This is a genomic window from Streptomyces nojiriensis (assembly GCF_017639205.1).
Classification (GTDB): Bacteria; Actinomycetota; Actinomycetes; order Streptomycetales; family Streptomycetaceae; genus Streptomyces; species Streptomyces nojiriensis.
On record NZ_CP071139.1, the window covers coordinates 4,846,098 to 4,865,450 of the forward strand.

Annotated in this window: 20 protein-coding genes and 1 pseudogene; 5 read left to right on the forward strand and 16 right to left on the reverse strand. The window is 73.9% G+C overall.

Going from position 1 to position 19,353, the window contains the following annotated elements; translation table 11 throughout:
• Positions 1 to 26: 26 nt before the first annotated feature.
• The 4 genes from JYK04_RS22580 to JYK04_RS22595 form a co-directional block, all read right to left on the reverse strand.
• Entirely contained in the window at positions 27 to 1,322 is a 1,296-nt protein-coding gene (locus tag JYK04_RS22580) for a sensor histidine kinase (protein ID WP_189738323.1), read from the reverse strand.
• Positions 1,310 to 2,011 (reverse strand): hypothetical protein, encoded by a 702-nt coding sequence (locus JYK04_RS22585; protein ID WP_229875393.1) that lies wholly within the window; start codon positions 2,009 to 2,011, stop codon positions 1,310 to 1,312. The genes JYK04_RS22580 and JYK04_RS22585 overlap by 13 nt, the downstream gene beginning before the upstream one ends.
• An 87-nt stretch (positions 2,012 to 2,098) precedes the next feature.
• Positions 2,099 to 4,093 carry an FUSC family protein gene (locus JYK04_RS22590; protein WP_189738326.1) on the reverse strand — a complete coding sequence of 665 codons (1,995 nt, stop codon included), beginning with the start codon at positions 4,091 to 4,093 and terminating at the stop codon, positions 2,099 to 2,101.
• Between the two features lie 82 nt (positions 4,094 to 4,175).
• Positions 4,176 to 5,003 (reverse strand): hypothetical protein, encoded by an 828-nt coding sequence (locus JYK04_RS22595; protein ID WP_189738328.1) that lies wholly within the window; start codon positions 5,001 to 5,003, stop codon positions 4,176 to 4,178.
• Positions 5,004 to 5,128: 125 nt separating this feature from the next.
• Here JYK04_RS22595 and JYK04_RS22600 point away from each other — a divergent pair, with 125 nt between their 5' ends.
• From JYK04_RS22600 to JYK04_RS22610, 3 genes are all read left to right on the forward strand, one after another.
• Positions 5,129 to 5,617, forward strand: coding sequence for an RrF2 family transcriptional regulator (locus JYK04_RS22600; RefSeq protein ID WP_189738331.1), 489 nt, complete (start codon positions 5,129 to 5,131; stop codon positions 5,615 to 5,617).
• Positions 5,618 to 5,689: 72 nt separating this feature from the next.
• Complete coding sequence (locus tag JYK04_RS22605) at positions 5,690 to 6,088, forward strand: RidA family protein (RefSeq protein WP_189738335.1); 399 nt, start codon at positions 5,690 to 5,692, stop codon at positions 6,086 to 6,088.
• A 66-nt stretch (positions 6,089 to 6,154) separates the two neighbouring features.
• Positions 6,155 to 6,559: a hypothetical protein gene (locus JYK04_RS22610; protein WP_189738338.1), complete on the forward strand. Its 405-nt coding sequence runs from the start codon at positions 6,155 to 6,157 to the stop codon at positions 6,557 to 6,559.
• Between the two features lie 75 nt (positions 6,560 to 6,634).
• Here the strand turns inward: JYK04_RS22610 and JYK04_RS22615 are convergent, their stop codons facing one another.
• From JYK04_RS22615 to JYK04_RS22640, 6 genes are all read right to left on the reverse strand, one after another.
• Positions 6,635 to 6,835: a hypothetical protein gene (locus JYK04_RS22615; RefSeq protein ID WP_189738661.1), complete on the reverse strand. Its 201-nt coding sequence runs from the start codon at positions 6,833 to 6,835 to the stop codon at positions 6,635 to 6,637.
• 57 nt (positions 6,836 to 6,892) lie between these two features.
• A complete protein-coding gene (locus JYK04_RS22620; protein WP_189738341.1) occupies positions 6,893 to 7,279 on the reverse strand; it encodes a hypothetical protein in 387 nt (128 codons plus the stop codon).
• Between the two features lie 114 nt (positions 7,280 to 7,393).
• Positions 7,394 to 7,993, reverse strand: a complete 600-nt coding sequence (locus tag JYK04_RS22625) for a class F sortase (protein ID WP_189738344.1) — start codon at positions 7,991 to 7,993, stop codon at positions 7,394 to 7,396.
• Positions 7,994 to 8,199: 206 nt separating this feature from the next.
• Complete coding sequence (locus JYK04_RS22630; RefSeq protein WP_189738347.1) at positions 8,200 to 8,448, reverse strand: hypothetical protein; 249 nt, start codon at positions 8,446 to 8,448, stop codon at positions 8,200 to 8,202.
• 21 nt (positions 8,449 to 8,469) lie between these two features.
• Positions 8,470 to 9,237: a CbtA family protein gene (locus JYK04_RS22635; protein ID WP_189738350.1), complete on the reverse strand. Its 768-nt coding sequence runs from the start codon at positions 9,235 to 9,237 to the stop codon at positions 8,470 to 8,472.
• A gap of 42 nt (positions 9,238 to 9,279) precedes the next feature.
• Positions 9,280 to 9,495: a CbtB domain-containing protein gene (locus JYK04_RS22640; RefSeq protein ID WP_030016542.1), complete on the reverse strand. Its 216-nt coding sequence runs from the start codon at positions 9,493 to 9,495 to the stop codon at positions 9,280 to 9,282.
• 188 nt (positions 9,496 to 9,683) lie between these two features.
• Here JYK04_RS22640 and JYK04_RS22645 point away from each other — a divergent pair, with 188 nt between their 5' ends.
• Complete coding sequence (locus JYK04_RS22645; protein ID WP_189738353.1) at positions 9,684 to 10,199, forward strand: histidine phosphatase family protein; 516 nt, start codon at positions 9,684 to 9,686, stop codon at positions 10,197 to 10,199.
• A gap of 77 nt (positions 10,200 to 10,276) precedes the next feature.
• Here the strand turns inward: JYK04_RS22645 and pucL are convergent, their stop codons facing one another.
• The 4 genes from pucL to JYK04_RS22665 all read right to left on the reverse strand — a co-directional run bounded on the left by pucL (position 10,277) and on the right by JYK04_RS22665 (position 14,334).
• The gene (gene pucL, locus JYK04_RS22650; RefSeq protein WP_030016547.1) at positions 10,277 to 11,194 is read right to left on the reverse strand and encodes a factor-independent urate hydroxylase; all 918 of its coding nucleotides are present in this window, start codon (positions 11,192 to 11,194) and stop codon (positions 10,277 to 10,279) included.
• A 283-nt stretch (positions 11,195 to 11,477) separates the two neighbouring features.
• A complete protein-coding gene (locus JYK04_RS22655; protein ID WP_189738356.1) occupies positions 11,478 to 12,827 on the reverse strand; it encodes an aspartate aminotransferase family protein in 1,350 nt (449 codons plus the stop codon).
• Positions 12,828 to 12,892: 65 nt separating this feature from the next.
• On the reverse strand, positions 12,893 to 13,720 hold the full coding sequence (locus tag JYK04_RS22660) for a PaaX family transcriptional regulator C-terminal domain-containing protein (RefSeq protein WP_189738359.1): 828 nt from the start codon (positions 13,718 to 13,720) through the stop codon (positions 12,893 to 12,895).
• Positions 13,717 to 14,334 carry a GNAT family N-acetyltransferase gene (locus JYK04_RS22665; RefSeq protein ID WP_189738362.1) on the reverse strand — a complete coding sequence of 206 codons (618 nt, stop codon included), beginning with the start codon at positions 14,332 to 14,334 and terminating at the stop codon, positions 13,717 to 13,719. Before JYK04_RS22665 ends, JYK04_RS22660 begins: the two co-directional genes overlap by 4 nt.
• Before the next feature lie 159 nt (positions 14,335 to 14,493).
• On the opposite strand from JYK04_RS22665, the pseudogene JYK04_RS22670 reads away from it, so the two are divergent.
• A pseudogene (locus JYK04_RS22670) lies at positions 14,494 to 15,291 on the forward strand (alpha/beta hydrolase family protein); the annotation flags it as partial.
• Positions 15,292 to 15,458: 167 nt separating this feature from the next.
• On the opposite strand, the gene JYK04_RS22675 reads toward JYK04_RS22670, so the two are convergent.
• Entirely contained in the window at positions 15,459 to 18,728 is a 3,270-nt protein-coding gene (locus tag JYK04_RS22675) for an AfsR/SARP family transcriptional regulator (protein WP_189738365.1), read from the reverse strand.
• 121 nt (positions 18,729 to 18,849) lie between these two features.
• Positions 18,850 to 19,221, reverse strand: coding sequence for a hypothetical protein (locus JYK04_RS22680; protein WP_189738368.1), 372 nt, complete (start codon positions 19,219 to 19,221; stop codon positions 18,850 to 18,852).
• Positions 19,222 to 19,353: the final 132 nt, after the last annotated feature.

Genomic DNA, 19,353 nt, shown 5'->3' on the forward strand with positions numbered 1-19,353 from the left:
TCGGGCGTCCAAGTGGCTCAAGTCGGTCAATTCCCCTCCGGCATCCTGCCGACGGGGAGCCGGAGCGTCGTCACCGCGCCCCCGTCGGGCGCGTTGGCGAAGCCCACCACGATCTCCAGCACGGCCGCCTGCCCCATCACGATCGTGAGGCCCAGGCCGTGACCGCGCCCGCGGCCCGGGTCCCCGGTACGGAACCGCTGCGGGCCCTGCTCGATCAGCTCGGGCGGATAGCCCGGACCGTGGTCGCGGACCACCACCACCGGCCCCTCCACGGTCACCTCGACCGGCGGTCTGCCGTGCTTGCCGGCGTTGACCAGCAGATTGGCCAGGATGCGGTCCAGCCGCCGCCGGTCGGTGACCACCACCATGTCCTCGACCACCCGTACCGAAGCGGCCGGCCCGGCCTCCGGCGCTGCCCCGCCCCCGGCGGCGGCCGTGGCCGCGGCGACCGCCCGCTCCACCGCCCGGCCGAGTTCCACCCGGGCGAGGTCGGCCCGTTCGACGCCCGAGTCCAGCCGGGAGATCTCCAGCAGGTCCTCGGTCAGCAGGTGCAGGGCCTTCAGCCGGCTGTTGATCATCTCCTTGGGGCGGCCCTCGGGCAGCAGCGCCGCCGCGGCCAGCGAACCGGTGAGGGGGGTGCGCAGCTCATGCGCGACATCCGCCGTGAAGCGCTTCTCCGCCTCCAGCCGGCCCTGGAGCGAGCTCGCCATCGAGTCCAGCGCGTGGGCCACGTCCTGGACCTCGTCGCGGGAGCGGCCCGGCCCCGGATCGTCCCCCTCGGCCTGGAGGTTCACCCGGGCGTCGAGGTCCCCGGCGCTGATCCGGCGGGCCACGGCGGCGGTGGTCGCGAGCCGCCGGCTGATCCGGTCGGCGAGGAACAGGCCGGCCAGCGCCACCAGACCGGCCGCGAGGACCGCGGAGGCGAGGATCGCGGTGTCGATGTCCCGCAGCCGTGCGCGGGTGCTCCCGAAGGGCAGCCAGACGGCGAGCGCCTTGTCGTCGGCGGGTCCGGCCGCCCACATGACGGGCTTTCCCCCTTGTACGCCGACGATGCTGCCGGTCTGGCCGGTCGCGACGAGCTCGCGCAGGCGCCGGGGAAGGTCGGGCGGGTCGAACACGGCGTTCACGTCGCCGTGCGCGGTGCCGTACTCGTAGTGGCCCAGGGCGTGGTCCAGCTCGGTGACGGCGGCCTTGCGGACCTCCCCGACCATCTGCCGGGCGACCACGTTGTGCACCAGGATGCCCAGGGCGGCGGCGACCATGCAGCACACCATGGTGGTGGTCAGCGCGATCTTCCAGCGCAGGCTGCTCAGCGCGCGCATCGCGCCCCGTCCCCGCCCGCCGGACCCTCTGCGCTCCCCGGGCAGTCGTCGAGGGTGAGCTGGGACAGGTTCATGATCCCGGCCTTCGGGTCCCACACGTAGTCGGACACGGCGACGTGGTCGGGGTTGGTCGTGGGCTCGCGGACCGCAAGGTGCTCGGCGGCCACCTCCACCCCTTCCAGCACCGCGCGCCGGGACAGGATCCGGGCGATGCTCCCGTCGTCCTGAACGGTGTAGACGCGCAGCTCGCTGACCCGGCCGTCGACGTCCAGGGCGGTGATGAGCTCCTCCCGGCCGTTGCCCGTCAGGTCGTGCAGGACCGCGGGGCGCACCGGGCAGTCGGGGCCGCCGTCCACAGCCTGTGTGCAGAGACCGAGCCGCCGGACGGCGCGCGGGTCGACGAGCCGGCCGGTCCCGCCGTCCTGCTCGGCGGCGGAGGTGATGTCGGCGCGTACGACGGACAGCGCGTCCACCCCGCGCATGCTCAGGTCCGTCACCTTGGGGAGCCCGGGGACCACGGCGGCCGTGCCCGGCTTCTGGTCCGGGGCGGGCGGGTCGGGGCGGATGTCCTTCCACAGGCTCTTCGGTGCGTGCACCGTGCCGAGGTCGCCCTCGCTCTGCAGTCCCTCCACATCGGCGCACCCCGCCAGGAGTACGGCGAGGACCATCACGGCTGGGACGCGGCGCATGCTCCGATGCTGCCCCGTCCGCCCCCGCCCGGCCCGGGAGGCGACCCATTCGGGGGACACCGGTCCCGGGCGGGGGCGGTGGGCCGGTCAGGACTCCGGCCGGGCGATGGCCAGGGCCGCCGCGATCTCCTGGTGGACCGGGGCCAGCACGCTCGTTGCCTCGCCCGGCGGCCCCGCGTCGACCCGTACCGGGATGCTGCTGCTGCGCACCCGCACGGCCAGCTCGCGAAGCTGCCGCGCGATCGACTCCACCTCGTCGGCGGGGGGCGGGGCCGCGCCGTGGTTGACCCGGACCCGCGCGGCCGTGGTCGCGTCCACGATCCGCTCGACGGCGACCACCAGCGGCCACCAGGCGGCGGCCCGCGCCCCGGTCGGCGGTGGCTCGGTCAGCGCCCGCTGGAACTCGCTGCGTACGCCCGACAGGTCCCGGTAGATGCGCCGCCGGGCCTGGAGGCGGGTGGTCCGTGCCACGGCGAACGCGGCCTCGTCGGCGACCGGCGCGAAGGCCCGTTCCACGTAGCGGGCGGCGTCGTCCACGGTGTCGGCGAGCCGGTCCCCGATCCGGGTGTGCCAGCTCTCGGGCCACAGCAGGTACCCGAAGACCAGGGTGATGGCGCAGCCGATCAGGCTGTCCACCAGCCGGGGCCGGATCAGGTCGAAGCCCTGGTGGTTGAGCAGGTCCGAGAGGAGCAGGATCACCGGGGTGATCGCGGCGGTCTGGAAGGCGTACCCCTTGACGGAGAAGGCGGGGATCAGCCCGGCCAGCACCACCATCACCGGCACGTCCCACCAGCCGCGCGGCACCTCGGAGAGCACGGCGGCCGCGACGACCAGCCCGCCCGCGGTGCCGAGCGCGCGCAGTACGGCCCGGGAGAACACCGAACCGAAGTCGGGCTTGAGGACGAAGGTGACGGTCAGCGCGACCCAGTAGGACCGCTCGAACTCGATCACCGATACGAGGGACTGCGCGATCCCGATGCACAGCGCGAGCCGCAGCCCGTACCGCCAGGAGGCCCGGGACAGCACCATGTCGCGTACCGCCCGCCGGGCCCGCACCCGCAGTGCGGCGGGCCGGCCGAGCCGGTCGTCGACGTTGTCCAGGTCCGGCCGGGCGATGTACACGATCCTCGCGGCATGGCGCAGGGCCGCGTCGACGGCCCGTTCGGCCGGGGTGTGCGCGGCGGGCAGCTCCAGTACGGGGGTTCCGGTGCGGCCCTCCTCGACGGCGTCGGCCAGGTCCCGTACGGCCGCCGGGATCTCGGGGGGCAGCGGCCGGCCGCGCAGGTGCGCGGCGGGCGCGGCCTCCACCAGCGGGATCACCACGTTGAGCTGGGCCAGCAGCCGCACCAGCGAGGGGCTGCGCCCGTGCACCCGGGCCCGGCGGCCGAGCACGAGGTCGTAGGCGTGGTTGAGGGCGTGGGTGACCTGCTGCCGGCGTTCGTCGTAGGGGGCGCCGGGTCCGCCGGCGGCCTCCAGGGCGTCGGCCAGGGCCCGGTAGGTGTCGGCCACGGCGGTGCGCTCCGGTTGCCGGCGGTGCAGCGGCCAGCCCAGCAGGCTCAGCGCGAGGACGAACAGCCCGCCCGCGCTCAGCAGCAGCGGGGCCGTCCACCAGGGCTCGGGCAGCGGCAGTCCGGCGCCGATCACGGCGTTGAGCAGGAGCAGCAGTCCGGACACGGAGGCCACCGTGCCGATGGAGGAGATCATCCCGGAGACGAGGGCGATGAGGGTGAGGGCTCCGACGGCCAGCCAGCCGTGCCCGTAGACCAGGGTGCCGAGCGCCACGCCGACGGCGCCGAAGAGCTGGGGGACGGCGATGTTCAGGACGCGCATCCGGTAGGCGTCGGCGGTGTCGCCGATGACTCCGGCGAGGGCGCCCATGGAGGCGAGCGCGCCGTATTCGGGCTCGTCGAGGGCGAAGCCGACGGCGAGCGGCACGGACATCGCGACCGAGGCCCGGGCCACGGCGGCCCACGGGATCGGTGCGGCACTGGGCTTCAGCCCGTTGAGCAGCCAGGAGGGCGGAGCCAGCGGATGGTGCCGGGCTCGCCGCGACGATATGTGTTCGGTGCGTTCGGTGCTCATTCCCGCTTCCGTGCCCGCCGCTCGCGAATCGGTTCTTCTGTGATCTTCTGCGTGGTTCTGATGGTGTTGGTACCTTCCGAGCTTATGGGGTGTGGCGTAGTCGGCCCATCACCCATGCGGCGAGTGCGGCGGCGAGCCCGATCGCCAGCACCACCCAGGCGGTGGTGCGCAGGTACGCGGTGAGGGCGTCGTACACGGCTCCGGCGGCGGGCCGGTCGATGTCGGCGGGCAGATCGTCCAGGGTGAGCCGGCGGCACACGTCCACCGCGAGCCACAGCAGCCCGGCCCCGATCGCCAGCCCCGCTCCGGTGGCCATGAGGGCGCGGCGGCGGTGGACGGCGACGGCGATGGCCGTCGCGGCCAGGACCAGGGTCAGTACGGGGAGCCAGACGCCGGCGACCTGGAGCATGTGGAAGCCCTTCCGGAGAGCGGCGAGGTTGTCGTACTCCATGACCTTCACGGTCAGGTGGGTCACCGGGATGCGGTCCGCGAAGGGCACGTCGTCGGCGACGAGATCGCCCCTGACCTGGGCGATGACGGGTGCGAGGTCGATGGTGAGGGCGTCGCCGTGTCCGGTGGTGAGGGCGTCGAGGAACGCGGCGTGGGCGGCGCGGTTGGCCGCGTCCCAGGCGGTCCGGTAGGCGGCGGTGCCGGCGAAGGAGTGCAGGGCCTCGCCGAGCAGGGTGTCCAGGCCGATCTGGAAGGGGCCCGCGTCGATCTGGCCGGCGAGGGCGCGGGTGACCTGGGTGACGACGACCTCCTGCACCTTGGGGTTCTCGGCGAGGGGGGACATGGCGGCGGTGTACCGGTCGGCGTTGCCCAGCTCGCGGTCCGCCCAGTACGCGACGGCGCTCGCGGGCACCAGGAGGGCCACGAGCGCGATGAGTACCGTCGACAGGATGGTGCGCACGTCACCAGGGAATGCGGACGCGGGGCCGGGCGCGAGCGGTGTTGCTGCGGGCGGGTGGTGGGCCGCCGGACGGCGTGGCACCCTTGCGCCAGTAATCCTGGATATTTAATATCCAGGATATGAGGATGAGCGAGGGCGTCGAGTGGGCGCTGCACAGCTGCGTCAACCTGGCCTGGAGCGGCCCCGACCGCGCCGTGTCGGCGGCGCGTCTCGCCGCGTGGCACGACCTGCCCGCGGCCTACCTCAACAAGCAGCTCCAGGCGCTGGCCCGGGCGGGCATCGTCACCTCCACCCCCGGCCCCCGGGGCGGCTTCCGGCTGGCCCGCCCGCTGGAGGCCATCTCGCTCATGGACGTGGTCGCCGCCGTCGAGGGGCCCGAGGAGGCCTTCCGGTGCGCGGAGATCCGGCAGCAGGGGCCCGGCGCCGGCGGACCGGCGGACTCCGCCCCGGAGAAGGACGCCGCCGACTGCGCCATCGCGCACGCCATGACCCGCGCCGAACTGGCCTGGCGCCGGGCCTTGGCGGCCCAGAACCTCGACGAGATCCGGCAGCAGGCCGAACGGCAGGCCCCCGGGGCCCCCGAGCGGCTGCGCGCCTGGCTCGCCGCGCGGTAGCCGCACCACGGAGCCCCAAGGCGCGCACCGCACCGCACGTACGGACACGGATACGGACACAGGGAGCTCGGCATGACGCGCAGCATCATCAACCCGGCAGGACTCCACACCCCGACCGGCTACGGCTACAGCCACATCGTCTCCGCACCCGGCGAGCAGGTCTTCATAGCCGGCCAGTACGGCTCCGACCAGGACGGCCGCGTCGTCTCCGAGGACTTCGCCGACCAGGTCGAGCGGGCCTTCGCCAACCTCCGTACCGCCCTCGCTGCGGTCGGCCTCGGCCCCTTCGACGTGGTCCGCATCGGCACCTACATCGTCGGCCACGACCAGCGGAAGCTGGAGATCCTGCTGAAGCAGCTGCACGCCACCTGGGGGACCGAACTGCCCGCCCAGACCCTGATCGGCGTCGCCGCGCTCGCCCTGCCCGACATGCTCTTCGAGATCGACGCGGTGGCCGTGCGCACGCCATGACCGCTGATCCACTTGCCGCCGGGGGGCGGCGGGTGTGCCCTGGATGATGGGAGAGAGGAGCCCGTCATGGCACATGCGGCACCCAGCGCCCTCGGGCGGCGCCGGCAGAGCGCGAGCAAGACCCACCTGCACAAGAGCGCGTTCGTGGGGCCTGTGCTCCTCGGGCTCGTCTACGGATTCTGGGCCGCCTTCATCGAGCGCCAGGCGGGTCCGGTGACCACGGCCAACGTCTTCTACGGGATCCTGTGCGGCGTGATCTTCGCAGGGATCATGTTCGGCCTGGCCAGGGTCGGTCCCCGGATGATGCGCGAGGTCCACGCCGCCGCCTACGGAGCCTTCGGCGGCATCGCGGTGGGCTATCTGCACAGCCTCACCGGCCAGTCGATCCTCAAGGCCGTGGTGGTGGGCCTCGCCGTCGCCGCGGGTGTCGGTGCGGCGGCGTTCTACCGCTACTACACGCACGAGGACTGAGCCGAGCCGGTCGCACGGCCGGGACGCGCCAGGAGCGCCGGTACCCCCGGCGCTCCTGGCGCGTCCGCGCGGTTCCTACGCGGCCGAGTCCGCGGGGGCGGTCCGCTGCGGTTCACTCTCGGCCTCGACGGCTGTGGCGGTGGCTGTGGAGGTGGCCGTGGCGTTGGCCGTGGTCTTCGGCGACGCGGCCGGCTCGGTCTGCCGGACCGGCGGGGAGAACCGGGTGACCTCGGCGCGGAGCATGGCGTTCAGTGCGGCGTAGGGGTCGATGGGCATGGCGGAACCTCACGGTGCTCAGGGGGGTGTGGGGGCTGCGTCCGGACCTCGGTCCGCTCAGCAGCGCAGCACCACACTCCGCACCGTCCGCCGGCACAGGGCCGGTTCGGCCGCCGCCTCCGCGGCGGGCCCGCACACCGGGGCGGCCGGATGTTCCACGTGAAACACCGCGAGCGGTGCCCGCCGTACGCCGGACAGCCCGCGCGTGACCGTCCGTACGGCCGCCCGCGCCTCGGGATCAGGAGCCGGAGCCGGATCGGACTGGCCCTCGCCGGGCTCGGGGGACTCGGCGGGGGCGCCCGGCGCGGTGGAGGCGGTGGAGGCGGGGCGGAACTCGGCGGCCTCGGCTCCGGCCGGACCGGCGCCGAAGACGCACAGCAGCACGACACAGGCCACGGTCAGAGCCCTGGCCAGTGCCGAACGCGCGTGGTGCCTCCCGCTCATGCGAGGGGTCTGCCCCGCCACGCCGAACGACTCCCGGACGGACACCGAGAAGCCCCCGACCGGGGGACGAAGACACCCCCCTCGGCTGACGGACCGCCACCCGATCCGGTGGTATCAACGGGTGCGGCGCTGCCCGGTCAGCCGGGCCAGCACGGCGGTCTCGCCGCCGACCAGCCGCAGTTGGGCCCGGCCGGACGCGCCTTCGTGGCCGGAGGACCTGCCGGGTGAGATCCGTACGACGGTGAACACGGCGGTACGGCTGTCCGCGCGGGGGATCTCGATGGTCCGGCCCCGCCGCAACTCGCCGAGCCGAAGCCCCTCCACCGTCACAACCGCGGTCCCGGCCGCACCCGGCGCCGGGCCCCCGGTGTCCCAGGCGACCTCCGCACGGCCACCGCCCAGCGGGAGGTCCACGCCCAGGCTCGGGATGCGCAACCGCAGGGGCCGCGCGGCCCGCAGGGGGCCGGTGACCGCCCGCAGCGGCCCGGGTGCGGTCCTCGGCGACCGGGCCCCCGTGCCGGGGGTGTGCTCGCCGGACTGCTCCAGCTCCCGCACCAGACGTCGGTGGCCCGACAGCCCCAGCGCCCGGGAGGGCAGCGCGTCGTCGGTGGTCACGGCCGCGGGAAGGGCACCCTCGGTCCGTTGCAACACCGCGATGCCGGTGGACAGCAGAACCACCGTCAGCGAAGCGACGACCCACTTGGCGCGGGGCATGGGATTCCCTCCTGTCCGGCTCGGGAAGCCGGGTCATGTGAGCAGTGGACACCTCCTCTGCCCGTCGGTACCCCGTGCAACACGGTGGACTGACATGGCGTCACGGGCGTGTCGTCGCCCGATCGGGGAGTCTTCGCAGTTCGCGAAGGGTCCACCCGCCGAACGCCCACGGTGGCGCCCATGCGCCCGAACGGGTGAGAGCCTGCTCAGCCCCACATGACGAGGGCGGCCGCGCCCGCCCCCATCAGCGCCCCGGCCAGGTGCATGGCGGGGTGGCCGTAGTCGCCGTACCAGAGGTGGCGGGCCAGGCCGCCCAGTGCGGCCAGCGCGGCGATGATCCCGATCTGGCCGAAGAGCGTGACGGCGCAGCAGGGGGCCAGGAGCAGCAGGAACGAGTTCAGCCAGAACGGGGCCGCGCCCGTCCAGCCCCGCCATTGCCTGATCGCCGTCGCCATGTACTACCGGCCCCCTCGTGCTCAACTCGTCGGCTGCACAGCCTCCTTGGGTGCGGAGGCGGGCACAAGGGCTCGTTCGGCTAGAAAACCGAAAGCCAGGCCGAAAGTCGTCCACAGTGCCGTCTGGATGGCCAGGGACGCGAGGCGGAACTCCCAGATCAGCGCGGCGGGGAAGCCCGGCGGGACCTCGTCGATGCCGGGCAGCAGGGCGTACGAGAGGCCGATGGCCAAGGCGAAGGCCGCGCCGGCGACGACCGACGCGTTCCAGTTGCCGAGCTTCGGTGCGAGCCGTCGCCCGAGGATCAGCGCGCCGGCCGCCAGCAGCACGCTCAGGGCGATCATCAGGAGGTAGAGGGCGGTCCGGCGGGCGGCGGTTCCGGGATCGCCCACGGCGGGGGGATTGGCGGGGTACTTGAAGAACGGCACCAGTGTCACGGTGACGTACAGACCCCCGGTGACCAGTGCGGCCGTGGCCCGCGGGCCGAAGCGGCCGATGCGGCCCAGGGCGAAGCAGTAGACGAGCGCGGCGATGCCGCCGAGCGCCACCGCGTAGAGCAGGACGCCGGTGCCGAGCCCGGCCGTGGCCTGGAGGGCCCGGCTGACCGGCGCGTCCTCGCCGTGGTCGTGACCGGCCGCGGCGGCTTCCTCGATGGCGATCGCCGCGTCCACCTTGGACTCACCGAGGAGGTAGGCGACGAGGAAGGCGGCCACGCCGGCCAGCAGGCCGGCGAGCATGCCGCGGACGAGCAGGGTGCGGGGGGAGACCCCACCCGGAGAAGTGGAAGTCATCGATCTGTTCCCTTGCTGAGACGTCGGTCGGTGGCAGGGGAATCAGTGGCAGGGGAACCCGAGCAGGTGGCGGCCGTCGTGCAGCCACTCGTGGATGGTCTCCCCTTCGAAGACCGAGGTGGCGCCCTGCTCGGCGCCGACGAAGTACAGCAGGACGAGCATGAGGATGCCGACGAACACGGCCCAGGGGGCCAGCGCGGAGAGCGAGATGGGGGCGATGACGGGTGAGTTCGTCGTGGGCACGGCGGAGTGGGCCATGGCAGAACCTCCAGAGGGAACACGCGTCCCGGTCAGTGGTGCTCGCTACGACGGTGGCGGGTCTGACTTTCCTCCCCCTCCGGGAGGTTTCACAGTGGCGCGACCGTGCCGGATTCTCACCGTGCTTCCGTCGTTCCGTCGTAAGTCAATTGAACCATTTGTGACCGTACCGCGCTTACGCTCCCCTTATGAAGACCCCGTTGGTACGAGTTCGGCTCATCACCTTCCCTCTGGACCCGGCCGCCCGTCAGGGCCGCTTCGGTCACGCCCGGCCGTGCCCGGGCCACGAGGGGCTGCGCGGTCTGTCGACGGGCGAGTGGGCCGGGCGCACCCTGGACGAGGTGGCGGGCCGGGACCCGGCGGCCGTGCACGCCTGGCTGTCGGATCCCGCGTACGCGCCGCCGGGCGGGGAGTCCGTCGACGCGCTGATCGCGCGCGTCGGGGCGGTGCTGGCGGGCCTGGCCGAGGGCACGCACCGGGTGGTGGTCGAGCAGGCCGTCGTCCGGGCGGCCGTGGTGCACGCCCTGGACCTGCCCGCGGCGGCCTTCTGGCGGCTCGACGTACGTCCGGAGTCGGTGACCACCCTCACCGGGCGGGCGGGGCGCTGGAACCTCCTGGTCGGACAGCCGCAGGACGAGCAGCCGGGGGCCGGGCAGGAGCGGGCCGGGCAGGAGCAGGCGCGGCAGGAGCAGGGCCAGCCGTAGCCGTAGCCGCGGTGGGTGAAACGGTTCGGCCCGGACCCCGCGACGCGGTCCGGGCCGAACGGGCGGTCAGCCGCGCGTCACGCGACGATCCAGTCGGACGTGGCGATCACCGGCTGCACGCCGTCGCGGTGGATGGTGCCCTCGATCAGGCCGTACATCCGGTCCGCCGCGAAGTAGACCTCGTTGTCGTTCTTGAGGCCGAAAGGCTCCAGGTCGACGAGGAAGTGGTGCTTGTTGGGGAGGTTGAGGCGCACCTCGTTGACCTTGGCGCAGTTGTCGAGCACCCGCTCGGCCATCTGGTTCAGGGTCTGCTGCAGCGAGTACGAGTACGTCTCCGCGAAGGCTTCCAGCAGGTTCTTGCGGACCTTCTTGTACGCCTGGTCCCAGTCGTACCCGGCGTCGTCGGCGGCCAGCGCCGAGTGCGCCCAGCGCGCGGTGACCTTGGTCGCCAGGATGCGGTCGTACGCCTCCTGCAGGGTCGTGTACTTGTCCTTGATGTAGCCGTGGAACTCGGAGTTGGTCGAGTTCATCACCGTCAGGTCCTTCAGACCCGAGATGACCTGCAGGCCGGTCGTCTCGCTGTAGGTGATCTGCGCGGTGCGCACCTCCTGGCCCTTGCGGACGAAGGAGTGCTGCTCCTTGCGCGTGGGGACCGGGATGCGGTCCCACACGTACTCCTCGATGCGGATCTGGGCCTCGCGGATCGGCTGCTGGGAGGAGACGAAGTGCTTGGCGAGCAGGATGCCGAAGGCCTCGGGCGAGTCGATGCCGTGCTCCTTGCCGAAGGCGTACACCGTGTTCTTGGTGGTGTCGGTCGGCAGGCAGTTGGCGTTGTCGCCGGTGAGGTGGACGTCGCGGAATTCACCGCGGAGCGCGACCGAGACGTTGAGGTCGCGGATCTCGTGCCAGGAACCGTCGCCGCCCTTGCGGGTGACCTTCACGATGCGGTTCTCGGCCTTGCCGTACTGGTTCTGGGCCAGGACGTGCTTGCTCATGCTGTCTTCCTTCGGGTACTCGGGAACACGGAGTCCGGTCGTCTGGATCCCGTACGCCCGGCGTCCAGCGCCCGCCCGAATCAAGGACGTCCCGCTCCCCGCCGTTCGGCCCCTCGCCGAGGGACCGCCCCGGGCCTGACGTGCATCCCGGTTCGTAGGTGCTTGGCCTGTTGTGCGTCTTGAAGGCCTGCACGGATTGCAGCATGCGCACCGGGGGTTGATCCCCGTACAAATCCTCCGAACACCAGCACCCACGCCTTGGGCGACCCCACAGAAGCCCAGGTCAGGCGGTGTGGGCATCCGCCACCGAGAGGGCCTCGTCGAGGATCTCCAGCCCCTTGGCCACGTCCTGCGGCGAGATGTTGCACGGCGGTGCGATGTGGATCCGGTTGCCGGCGGTCAGCGGCCAGAGCCCGCCCTTCTTGCACGCCGCCCCGAACTCGGCCATCGGGGCGTTCTCCGCCCCGGAGGCGTTGTACGGGACCAGCGGCTCGCGGGTCTCCTTGCTGCGCACCAGCTCCAGGGCCCAGAAGGTGCCGAGCCCGCGGACCTCCCCGACCGAGGGGTGCCGCTCGGCGAGCGCGCGCAGGCCGGGGCCGAGCAGTTCCGCACCCGTCCGGGCGGACTGCTCGACGATGCCCTCCTCCTCCATGACGCCGATCGTCGCGACGGCGGCCGCGCAGGCCAGCACGTGCCCGGAGTACGTCAGTCCGCCCGGGTAGGGCCGGCGGGCGAAGGTCTCGGCGATGGCGGCCGAGATGGCGACCCCGCCGAGCGGGAGGTATCCGCTGGTCACGCCCTTGGCGAAGCAGATCAGGTCGGGGGTCACGTCCCAGTGCTCGGAGGCGAACCACGTACCGGTGCGCCCGAAGCCGACCATGATCTCGTCCAGGACGAAGACGATGCCGAAGCGGTCGCACAGCGCGCGTACGCCGGCCAGGTAGCCGTCCGGGTGCACGAGCACGCCCGGGGCGCCGCCGACGGTCTCCAGGATGATCGCGGCGATGGACTGCGGCCCCTCGAAGACGATGGTGTCCTCCAGGTGGCGCAGGGCCCGCTCGCATTCCTCGGCGGGGTTGGCCGCGTAGAAGGGCGAGCGGTAGGCGAACGGCCCCCAGAAGTGCACGACACCGGCGGTCGCGGAGTCGTTGCCGAAGCGGCGGGCGTCGCCCGTCAGGTTGATCGCGGTGGAGGTGGCGCCGTGGTACGAGCGGTACGCGGACAGCACCTTGGGCCGGCCGGTGTGCAGCCGGGCCATGCGGACGGCGTTCTCCACGGCCTCGGCACCGGCATTGGTGAAGAAGATCTTGTCGAGGTCGCCGGGGGTGCGCTCGGCGATCAGCCGGGCCGCCTCGGAGCGCACGTCGACGGCGAAGCCGGGCGCGACGGTGCACAGCTTGGCCGCCTGCTCCTGGATGGCCGCGGTGACCTTCGGGTGCTGGTAGCCGATGTTCGTGTAGACGAGGGCGCTGGAGAAGTCGAGGAAGCGGTTGCCCTGGTAGTCCCAGAAGTACGAACCCTCGGCGCCGGCCACGGCGAGCGGGTCGATGAGCTCCTGCGCCGACCAGGAGTGGAAGACATGCTTCCGGTCAGCGTCTTTCACGGCGGCGAGGGCGTCGGCTTCTGCGTTCATGAAACGAGCGTAGTTGTCCATGATGTGGACGGGGCGGGGGTCGGCACCCGGGCACCCGTGCCGGCTCAGGCCAGGGCCTCGCCGTACAGGCGGAACAGCCGGGGCCCGGTGGCCGGGGCGGCGGCCCCCAGCCCGGCCCAGGCCTCGGACGCCGCCGCCCGGGCCGTCGTGCCCGGCCACGGCTGCGGCAGCAGCTCCGGCGGGAGCAGCGGATCGGGGAGCATCGCGGCGGAGAAGGCGGCGGCCAGTGTCACGGCGTGCGCCAGCCCGTCGGCCCGGCCGGGCCCGGCAGGCTGCTCCGCGAGCGCGCGGAGCTCCCCGTACCGCGCCGCGATCTCCGGCAGCGGCCACAGCCGCTCCGCCAGGGCGCGCGGGTCCGAGGTGCCGCCCACCGCCAGGTCCCGGGTGCTCAGGCAGGTCAGCGCCTCCGACAGGCCCAGCTCCGCCGCGTGCGCCCGCACGTACGGGCCGATCGCGTTCGGCGTGACGTACAGACCGCCCTGGACCGGCGCCGCTCCCAGCCCGGTCAGCGCGTCCCGCAGGGAGTCCCGCGCGGCCCGCGCGGACTCCGGTACGGCGAAGGCGAACGCGTGCCAGAGCCCGTCCCACGGCTCCAGCCCCCGGTCCTGCCGGTAGGCGTGCCGGACGAACTCCACCTCCGGCACGAGCGGCAGTCCGGCCCCCGGCTCCGCGCCCGACAGGCGCAGCACGGCCCGCCGGCCGCGCCCCTCCACCGTGAACCGGCCCTCGGCCTCCAGGCGCTTCACGCACAGCCGCACCTGCTGGTCGGTCATCCCGAGCAGGGCGGCGACCTCGTACAGCTCCTCGCCCGCGACCGTCCCGTCCTCCCGGACCAGCGCGTGCACCACCATCCGCGTGGGGATCCCGCTCATCGTGCCGCCACCTCCTTGTGCATCGTCGTCACGCCCCCGAATCCCAGCACGTCCCGCAGCCAGGGCGTGCGCTGCACCCGTACCGCGCGGAACCCGTGCTTCTCGTAGAGCTCCCGCGCCCGCGGGTTCTCCGCGACCACGTCCAGCCTGATCCGCCGGCACCGCTGCTCCACGGCGATCGCCTCGATCTCCCGCAGCAGCAGGCCGCCGATGCCCCGGCTCCGCTCGGCGGGGTCCACGGCGATGCCGTCCATGACCAGCTCGCCGCGGGCCGGGGTGCGTTCCAGCAGGGCCAGCAGGACCACCCGGTACAGGCCCCGGACCCGCCCGTACTGGGCCATGACCGCGGCCGCGTCGCCGCCGACCAGGCCGCGCCCGGCCAGCTGGTAGCCCGCCACGCCGACCACCCGGCCGCCCCCCTGGCCGTCGCCGCCGGACAGTGCGGTCACCGCCCGGTCCGGGTGCAGGTGCCCGGCGATGAAGCGCCGTCCGGCCTCCGCGGGGCCGAGCGCGAGGCCCAGCTTTCCCCCGAAGGCCTCCCAGTACAGCTCGGCGACGCGCGGAGCGGCCCCTTCGGGCAGCCCGCGCCGTACCTCCACGCTCTCCGTCGTCATACGTGCAAGCGTAATACGTTCATTGCCGTTACGATCGTTTTTGATGTGAGCGAACGAGTGTGTGAATCCACGAGCGAGGAATCCGGAGCCGAGATGACCGAGCCCCCCGTACCCGCAACGGCCCGCAGACTGCGCCGGGCACTGCTGTCCGGCCTCCTCATGGCCCTCACCACCGCCCTCCTCCTCACCGGTGTCGTCCTGTGGCAGCACGACTACGGCCTCCACGAGGAGCGCGTCACGGTCCCCGCCGCCGGCCACGACCTCCCCGGGGTGCTCGCCACCCCGGCCGGCCGGGGCCCCGGGCCCTTCCCGCTGGTCGTCCTCGTGCACGGCGACGGCGGGATCGACGCCACCCACGACGGCTTCTACCGCCCCTACTGGGAGGCGTTCGCCCGGGCCGGTTACGCCTCGCTCTCCCTCGACAAGCCCGCCGACTGGCTCGGCCAGACCATGGACGACCGGGCCCGCGAGAGCGTCGACGCCCTCACCTGGGCGGCCCGCACCCGGCCCGAGATCGACCCCGCCCGCATCGGCCTGTGGGGCGCCAGCCAGGCCGGCTGGGTCATGCCCAAGGTGGTGGCGCGGGCCCCCGCCCCCGGGGTGCGCTTCGTCATCGCGGTCGGCACCGCCGTGAACTGGGAGCGCCAGGGCGAGTACCACCTGCGGTCCGAGCTCCGGGCGGCCGGAGCCGGCGCCGACCGCACGGCGGCCGCCCTGCGCACCCGGGAGGCCACGCTGTCGCTGCTGCGGCGCGGTGCGACGTACGAGGAGTACCGCGCGAGTCCCGGCGCCGACCGGGAACTCACCCCGGAGCGCTGGACGTTCATCAGCCGCAACCACACCGCGGACATGACCGCCGACCTGCGGGCGATGCCGCCCGTCCCGGTGCTGCTGATCTCCGGCGCCGACGACCTGAACGTGGACGGCGCCGAGACCGAGGCGCTCCACCGGAGCGTGCTGCCCCCCGGCACCCTCACGGTCCGCCGTTATCCGGGGGCGACCCACTCCCTGCTGCGCACCGAGGTCGAGCGCTCCTCCTGGCGGCTCCCTGACGGCGGTGTTCGCCCCGCGCGCCCTCTTCCCGCCCGGCCTCCTCGCGGACCAGGAGCGTTTCCTGCGGGAGCTCAACCGCTCAGGGTGACCCGCGCGAGGTCCCGTACGGCCGCCGGCCGCGGCGCGTCGCCGGCGTCCCCGTACCGCGCGTACTCCTCGTACGCGTCGCCGAGCGCGGCGCGCGCCGCGCCCTCCACCCGTGCCGCGTCGGGGCGCGAGTGGTCCGGCCCGCCGCGCACGGCGAGGGCCGCGGCCAGCAGCCGGGCCGCCTCCCGCGGCCGGTCCAGCCGGACCGCCTGGTCCGCGACGCCCACCAGCACCTGGGCGAGCGTCGGCGCGTGCCCGCAGGACACGGCCAGCTCCAGCGCCTCGGCGCGGTGGGCGCGGGCGGCGGCCAACGCACCGTCCGCCGCGTCCAGGTACCCGAGGGAGTCGAGCACCACCGCCTCGAACACCGGGTGCACGGCGACCTCGCGCACCGCCTCCCTGGCCCGCGCCAGTTCGGCCCGGGCCGACGCCGGTTCGCCGTTCCAGCGCTCCAGGTCCGCCTTGCCGTGCGCCATCATGGCCAGCGCCTCGGGCCAGCCCGCCGCCACCGCGTCCCGCTCCGCCCGGGCCATCACCGCAGCGCTGCCCGCCGGGTCCCCGGCCAGCCGGCACAGCTGCGCCTGCCGGACCCAGGCGTACAGCCGGTCCTCGACGACGCCCAGCTCGCCGATCACCGCCACGGCCTCCTCGTAGTGGCCGATCGCCGCGCGGTGGTCGCCGCGCCGGGCCACCAGATCGGCCAGCAGCGTCAGCGCGAAGGAGATCCCCCACCGTTCCCCGAGCCCGCGGAACCCGGCCAGGGCCGCCTCGATCGAGGCCTGCGCCCGCGTGGGCGGGCCGCCGGCCCCGAGCAGGGTCTTGGCGCCCTCCAGCCCGGCCTGCGCCCGCACCCAGGGGTCCTCGTCGGCCAGCAGCCCCGCCCACGCGTCCGCCGGGTCCGCCGAGCCCCCGTCGGCCCCGCGCAGCAGCCGCTCCAGCGGCTCCAGGAAGCGGACCACCGGATGCCGGCTCCCGCTGCGTCCGGCGAGCAGCAGCCCCTGGCGGAGCAGTTCGCCGGTCCGCCGGTCGTCACCGAGTCCGGCCGTCGCGAAGAGCACCGCCAGCGCGCAGGCCACGGCGCGGGCCTCGTCGTCCCCGTCGTCCCCGTCCGCCCCGTCGTCCCCATCTGTCCCGTCCGCCTCGTCCGGAGCGGGCAACGCGAGGGCCCGCGCAGCCAGTTCGGCGCCTTCCGCCTTGTGCCCGCCGAGCCACCAGTACCACCCGGCCGCCGCCACCAGCCGTACGGCCGCCCGCGCGTCGCCCGCCGCGATCGCGCCCCGCAGCGCAGCGGCCAGGTTGTCGTGCTCCTCGGTGAGCCGCCCGAGCCACTCCAGCTGCTCCGCCCGCCGCAGGTACGGGTCCGCGGTCCGGGCCAGCCCGGTGAAGTACGCGGCGTGCGCGCGGCGGACCGCCTCCCGCTCACCGGCCTCTTCGAGCCGTTCCAGCCCGTACGCGCGGATCGTCTCCAGCATCCGGTAGCGCCCGTCGCCCGCCGTCACCAGCAGGGACTTGTCGGCCAGCGAGGTGATCAGGTCGAGCACGTCGTACGCGTCGACCGGGCCGCCCGCGCAGACCCCCTCGGCCGTCTCCACCGTGGCGCCGCCGGGGAATGCGGCGAGCCTGCGCAGCAGCACCCGCTCGGCCTCCGTCAGCAGCTCCCAGCTCCAGTCGACCACCGCGCGCAGGGTCCGGTGCTGGCGCGGAGCCGTTCGCGCGCCGCCGGTCAGCAGCCGGAAGCGGTCGTCGAGCCGCGCCGCGAGCTGCTCGGCGCTCATCGTGCGCAGCCGGGCCGCCGCCAGTTCGACGGCCAGCGGCATCCCGTCGAGGGCCCGGCAGATCCGGGTCACGGCGGGGGCGTTCTCCTCGGTGACGGCGAAGCCGGAACGGGCCGCCGCCGCCCGGTCGTTCAGCAGCCGCACCGCCGCGTACGACAGGGCCTGCGCCGCGTCGGCGCCCTCGGGCGGGAGGTCCAGCGGACGCACCGGCCACAGCGCCTCGCCGGTGAGGCCGAGCGGCTCCCGGCTGGTCGCCAGGATGCGCAGTCCCGGGCAGGCGCCGAGCAGCCGGTCGGCCGTCGCGGCGGCCGCTTCGATCAGGTGCTCGCAGTTGTCGAGGACCAGCAGCGCGGTGCGGGTGCGCAGGGCCGCGGTGAGCCGGTCCAGCGGGTCACCCGCGGCGGGCGCCTGGTCCCGCAGGGCCAGCGCGTTCAGGACGGCGGGCGCTACGTCGGCCGCCGCGCCCAGCGGTCCCAGCTCCACCAGCCAGACGCCGTCGGGGAAGCGGGCGAGCAGCGGGCGGGCGCTCTGCAGGGCCAGCCGGGACTTCCCGGCGCCGCCGGGGCCGATGAGCGTGGTGAGCCGGAACCGGCCCATGAGGGAGTCGACTTGGCTGAGGTCCTCGTCGCGGCCCACGAAACTGGCCAGTCCGGCCCGGAGGTTGGTCGGTGGTGACGGCAGTGGAGACGCTGGCGCGTCGGGGTCCGGCGGCGGTCCGGTGGCCCCGGGCGGCGGACCCGCGGGGACCTCGACCTGTCCGCGCAGTACGGCGGTGTGCAGGGCGGACAGCTCCGGGGAGGGGTCCGTCCCGAGCTCCTCGGCGAGGGCCGCGCGCGCGTTTCCGTAGACGGTGAGCGCCTCGGCGGGCCGTCCGGCCGCGACGAGGGCCCGCATCAGTGCCCCGACGAGCTTTTCCCGCAAGGGGTGTTCGGCGACGAGTGAGGTGAGCTCGCCGGTCAGCTCCCGGCCGCGTCCCAGCCGTAGATCCGCCTCGATCCGGTCCTCCAGGGCCGCCATCCGCAGCTCCGACAGCCGGGTCACCGGGGCCCGGAAGGACGCGGAGGCCGCGACGTCCAGCAGGGCCGGGCCGCGCCACAGCTCCAGGGCGTCGCGGAGCAGTCGTGCCGCGGCGGCGGGGTCCCGGGCCAGTGCCCCGCGGCCTGCCGAGGCCAGCCGTTCGAAGCGGACCACGTCCACCGCGTCGGGCGCGACCACCAGGCGGTATCCGGCCGGGTGCGCCGCCACCTCCACGGCGGGCAGGGCCCGGCGCAGCCGTGACACCAGTGCCTGAAGGGCGTTGGCGGCGCCGGCCGGTGGAGCGTCCTGCCAGATCCCGTCGATCAGGAGCTCGGAGGCCACCACCCGCCCCGGCTCGAGCGCCAGCAGGATCAGCAGGGCCCGCAGGCGGGTCCCCCCGACCGCGACGCCGCTTCCGTCCTCGCCCCGTACGTCCAGGGCCCCCAGCATCGAGATCCGCATGGCGACATTGTGCGGCGCCGTTCGGCGGCATTGCCATGGCATTGTCCGGCACGGGTCGCCGGGGACGGCCCCCGCAGGTGAATTGCGGGCGGCCGTCCTCCGGTGCGGGACGGACGGTGGGTTATTTGTCGGAGTAGCTGAAGTCCCCGACGGTCCAGGCGCTGACGTCCTTGACCGCGATCCGGTACATTCCGCCGGTTTCGGGGATGCCCAGGGTGCCCTGGAGGATGCGCGCCACGTGGAAATGAAGGTGTGAGGGTGCCTCGGCCGGCTGTCTGTCGCCGCGTCCGGGAGAGCTGAAGATCTCGGCGAACGGGCCCAGCTGGTCGGAGTCGCGCAGGACCTCGGCCACCCGCTGGCGCCAGACGCTCTCGGGGGCGAGGCGGCCTGTGATGACGGCGCCGTGGACCACGACGGTCAGGGACATCTGATTGGTCTGCTCCGACTCGACCATGGCGGCGAGATCGAGGAGCAGGTCGTCAGGGATCGACATGGGCACGGACTCTAGCAAGCGTGCTCGCGTACCGGCCGTGCTTCCGGGGAGTGGCCTGGTCGGCGCGCTCGGGGAGAAAAGGACGGCCGAGGCCCGCACCCCAGGGTGCGGACCTCGGCCGCGTCTGCGCGC

What these genes read in the sequence shown, in the direction of transcription:
- JYK04_RS22580 (WP_189738323.1), bottom strand. Translation starts at nt 1,322, where the DNA reads ATGCGCGCGCTGAGCAGCCTGCGCTGGAAGATCGCGCTGACCACCACC.
- JYK04_RS22585 (WP_229875393.1), bottom strand. Translation starts at nt 2,011, where the DNA reads ATGCGCCGCGTCCCAGCCGTGATGGTCCTCGCCGTACTCCTGGCGGGG.
- JYK04_RS22590 (WP_189738326.1), bottom strand. Translation starts at nt 4,093, where the DNA reads ATGAGCACCGAACGCACCGAACACATATCGTCGCGGCGAGCCCGGCAC.
- JYK04_RS22600 (WP_189738331.1), top strand. Translation starts at nt 5,129, where the DNA reads ATGAGCGAGGGCGTCGAGTGGGCGCTGCACAGCTGCGTCAACCTGGCC.
- JYK04_RS22605 (WP_189738335.1), top strand. Translation starts at nt 5,690, where the DNA reads ATGACGCGCAGCATCATCAACCCGGCAGGACTCCACACCCCGACCGGC.
- JYK04_RS22610 (WP_189738338.1), top strand. Translation starts at nt 6,155, where the DNA reads ATGGCACATGCGGCACCCAGCGCCCTCGGGCGGCGCCGGCAGAGCGCG.
- JYK04_RS22615 (WP_189738661.1), bottom strand. Translation starts at nt 6,835, where the DNA reads ATGCCCATCGACCCCTACGCCGCACTGAACGCCATGCTCCGCGCCGAG.
- JYK04_RS22620 (WP_189738341.1), bottom strand. Translation starts at nt 7,279, where the DNA reads ATGAGCGGGAGGCACCACGCGCGTTCGGCACTGGCCAGGGCTCTGACC.
- JYK04_RS22625 (WP_189738344.1), bottom strand. Translation starts at nt 7,993, where the DNA reads ATGCCCCGCGCCAAGTGGGTCGTCGCTTCGCTGACGGTGGTTCTGCTG.
- JYK04_RS22630 (WP_189738347.1), bottom strand. Translation starts at nt 8,448, where the DNA reads ATGGCGACGGCGATCAGGCAATGGCGGGGCTGGACGGGCGCGGCCCCG.
- JYK04_RS22635 (WP_189738350.1), bottom strand. Translation starts at nt 9,237, where the DNA reads ATGACTTCCACTTCTCCGGGTGGGGTCTCCCCCCGCACCCTGCTCGTC.
- JYK04_RS22640 (WP_030016542.1), bottom strand. Translation starts at nt 9,495, where the DNA reads ATGGCCCACTCCGCCGTGCCCACGACGAACTCACCCGTCATCGCCCCC.
- JYK04_RS22645 (WP_189738353.1), top strand. Translation starts at nt 9,684, where the DNA reads ATGAAGACCCCGTTGGTACGAGTTCGGCTCATCACCTTCCCTCTGGAC.
- pucL (WP_030016547.1), bottom strand. Translation starts at nt 11,194, where the DNA reads ATGAGCAAGCACGTCCTGGCCCAGAACCAGTACGGCAAGGCCGAGAAC.
- JYK04_RS22655 (WP_189738356.1), bottom strand. Translation starts at nt 12,827, where the DNA reads ATGAACGCAGAAGCCGACGCCCTCGCCGCCGTGAAAGACGCTGACCGG.
- JYK04_RS22660 (WP_189738359.1), bottom strand. Translation starts at nt 13,720, where the DNA reads ATGAGCGGGATCCCCACGCGGATGGTGGTGCACGCGCTGGTCCGGGAG.
- JYK04_RS22665 (WP_189738362.1), bottom strand. Translation starts at nt 14,334, where the DNA reads ATGACGACGGAGAGCGTGGAGGTACGGCGCGGGCTGCCCGAAGGGGCC.
- JYK04_RS22675 (WP_189738365.1), bottom strand. Translation starts at nt 18,728, where the DNA reads ATGCGGATCTCGATGCTGGGGGCCCTGGACGTACGGGGCGAGGACGGA.
- JYK04_RS22680 (WP_189738368.1), bottom strand. Translation starts at nt 19,221, where the DNA reads ATGTCGATCCCTGACGACCTGCTCCTCGATCTCGCCGCCATGGTCGAG.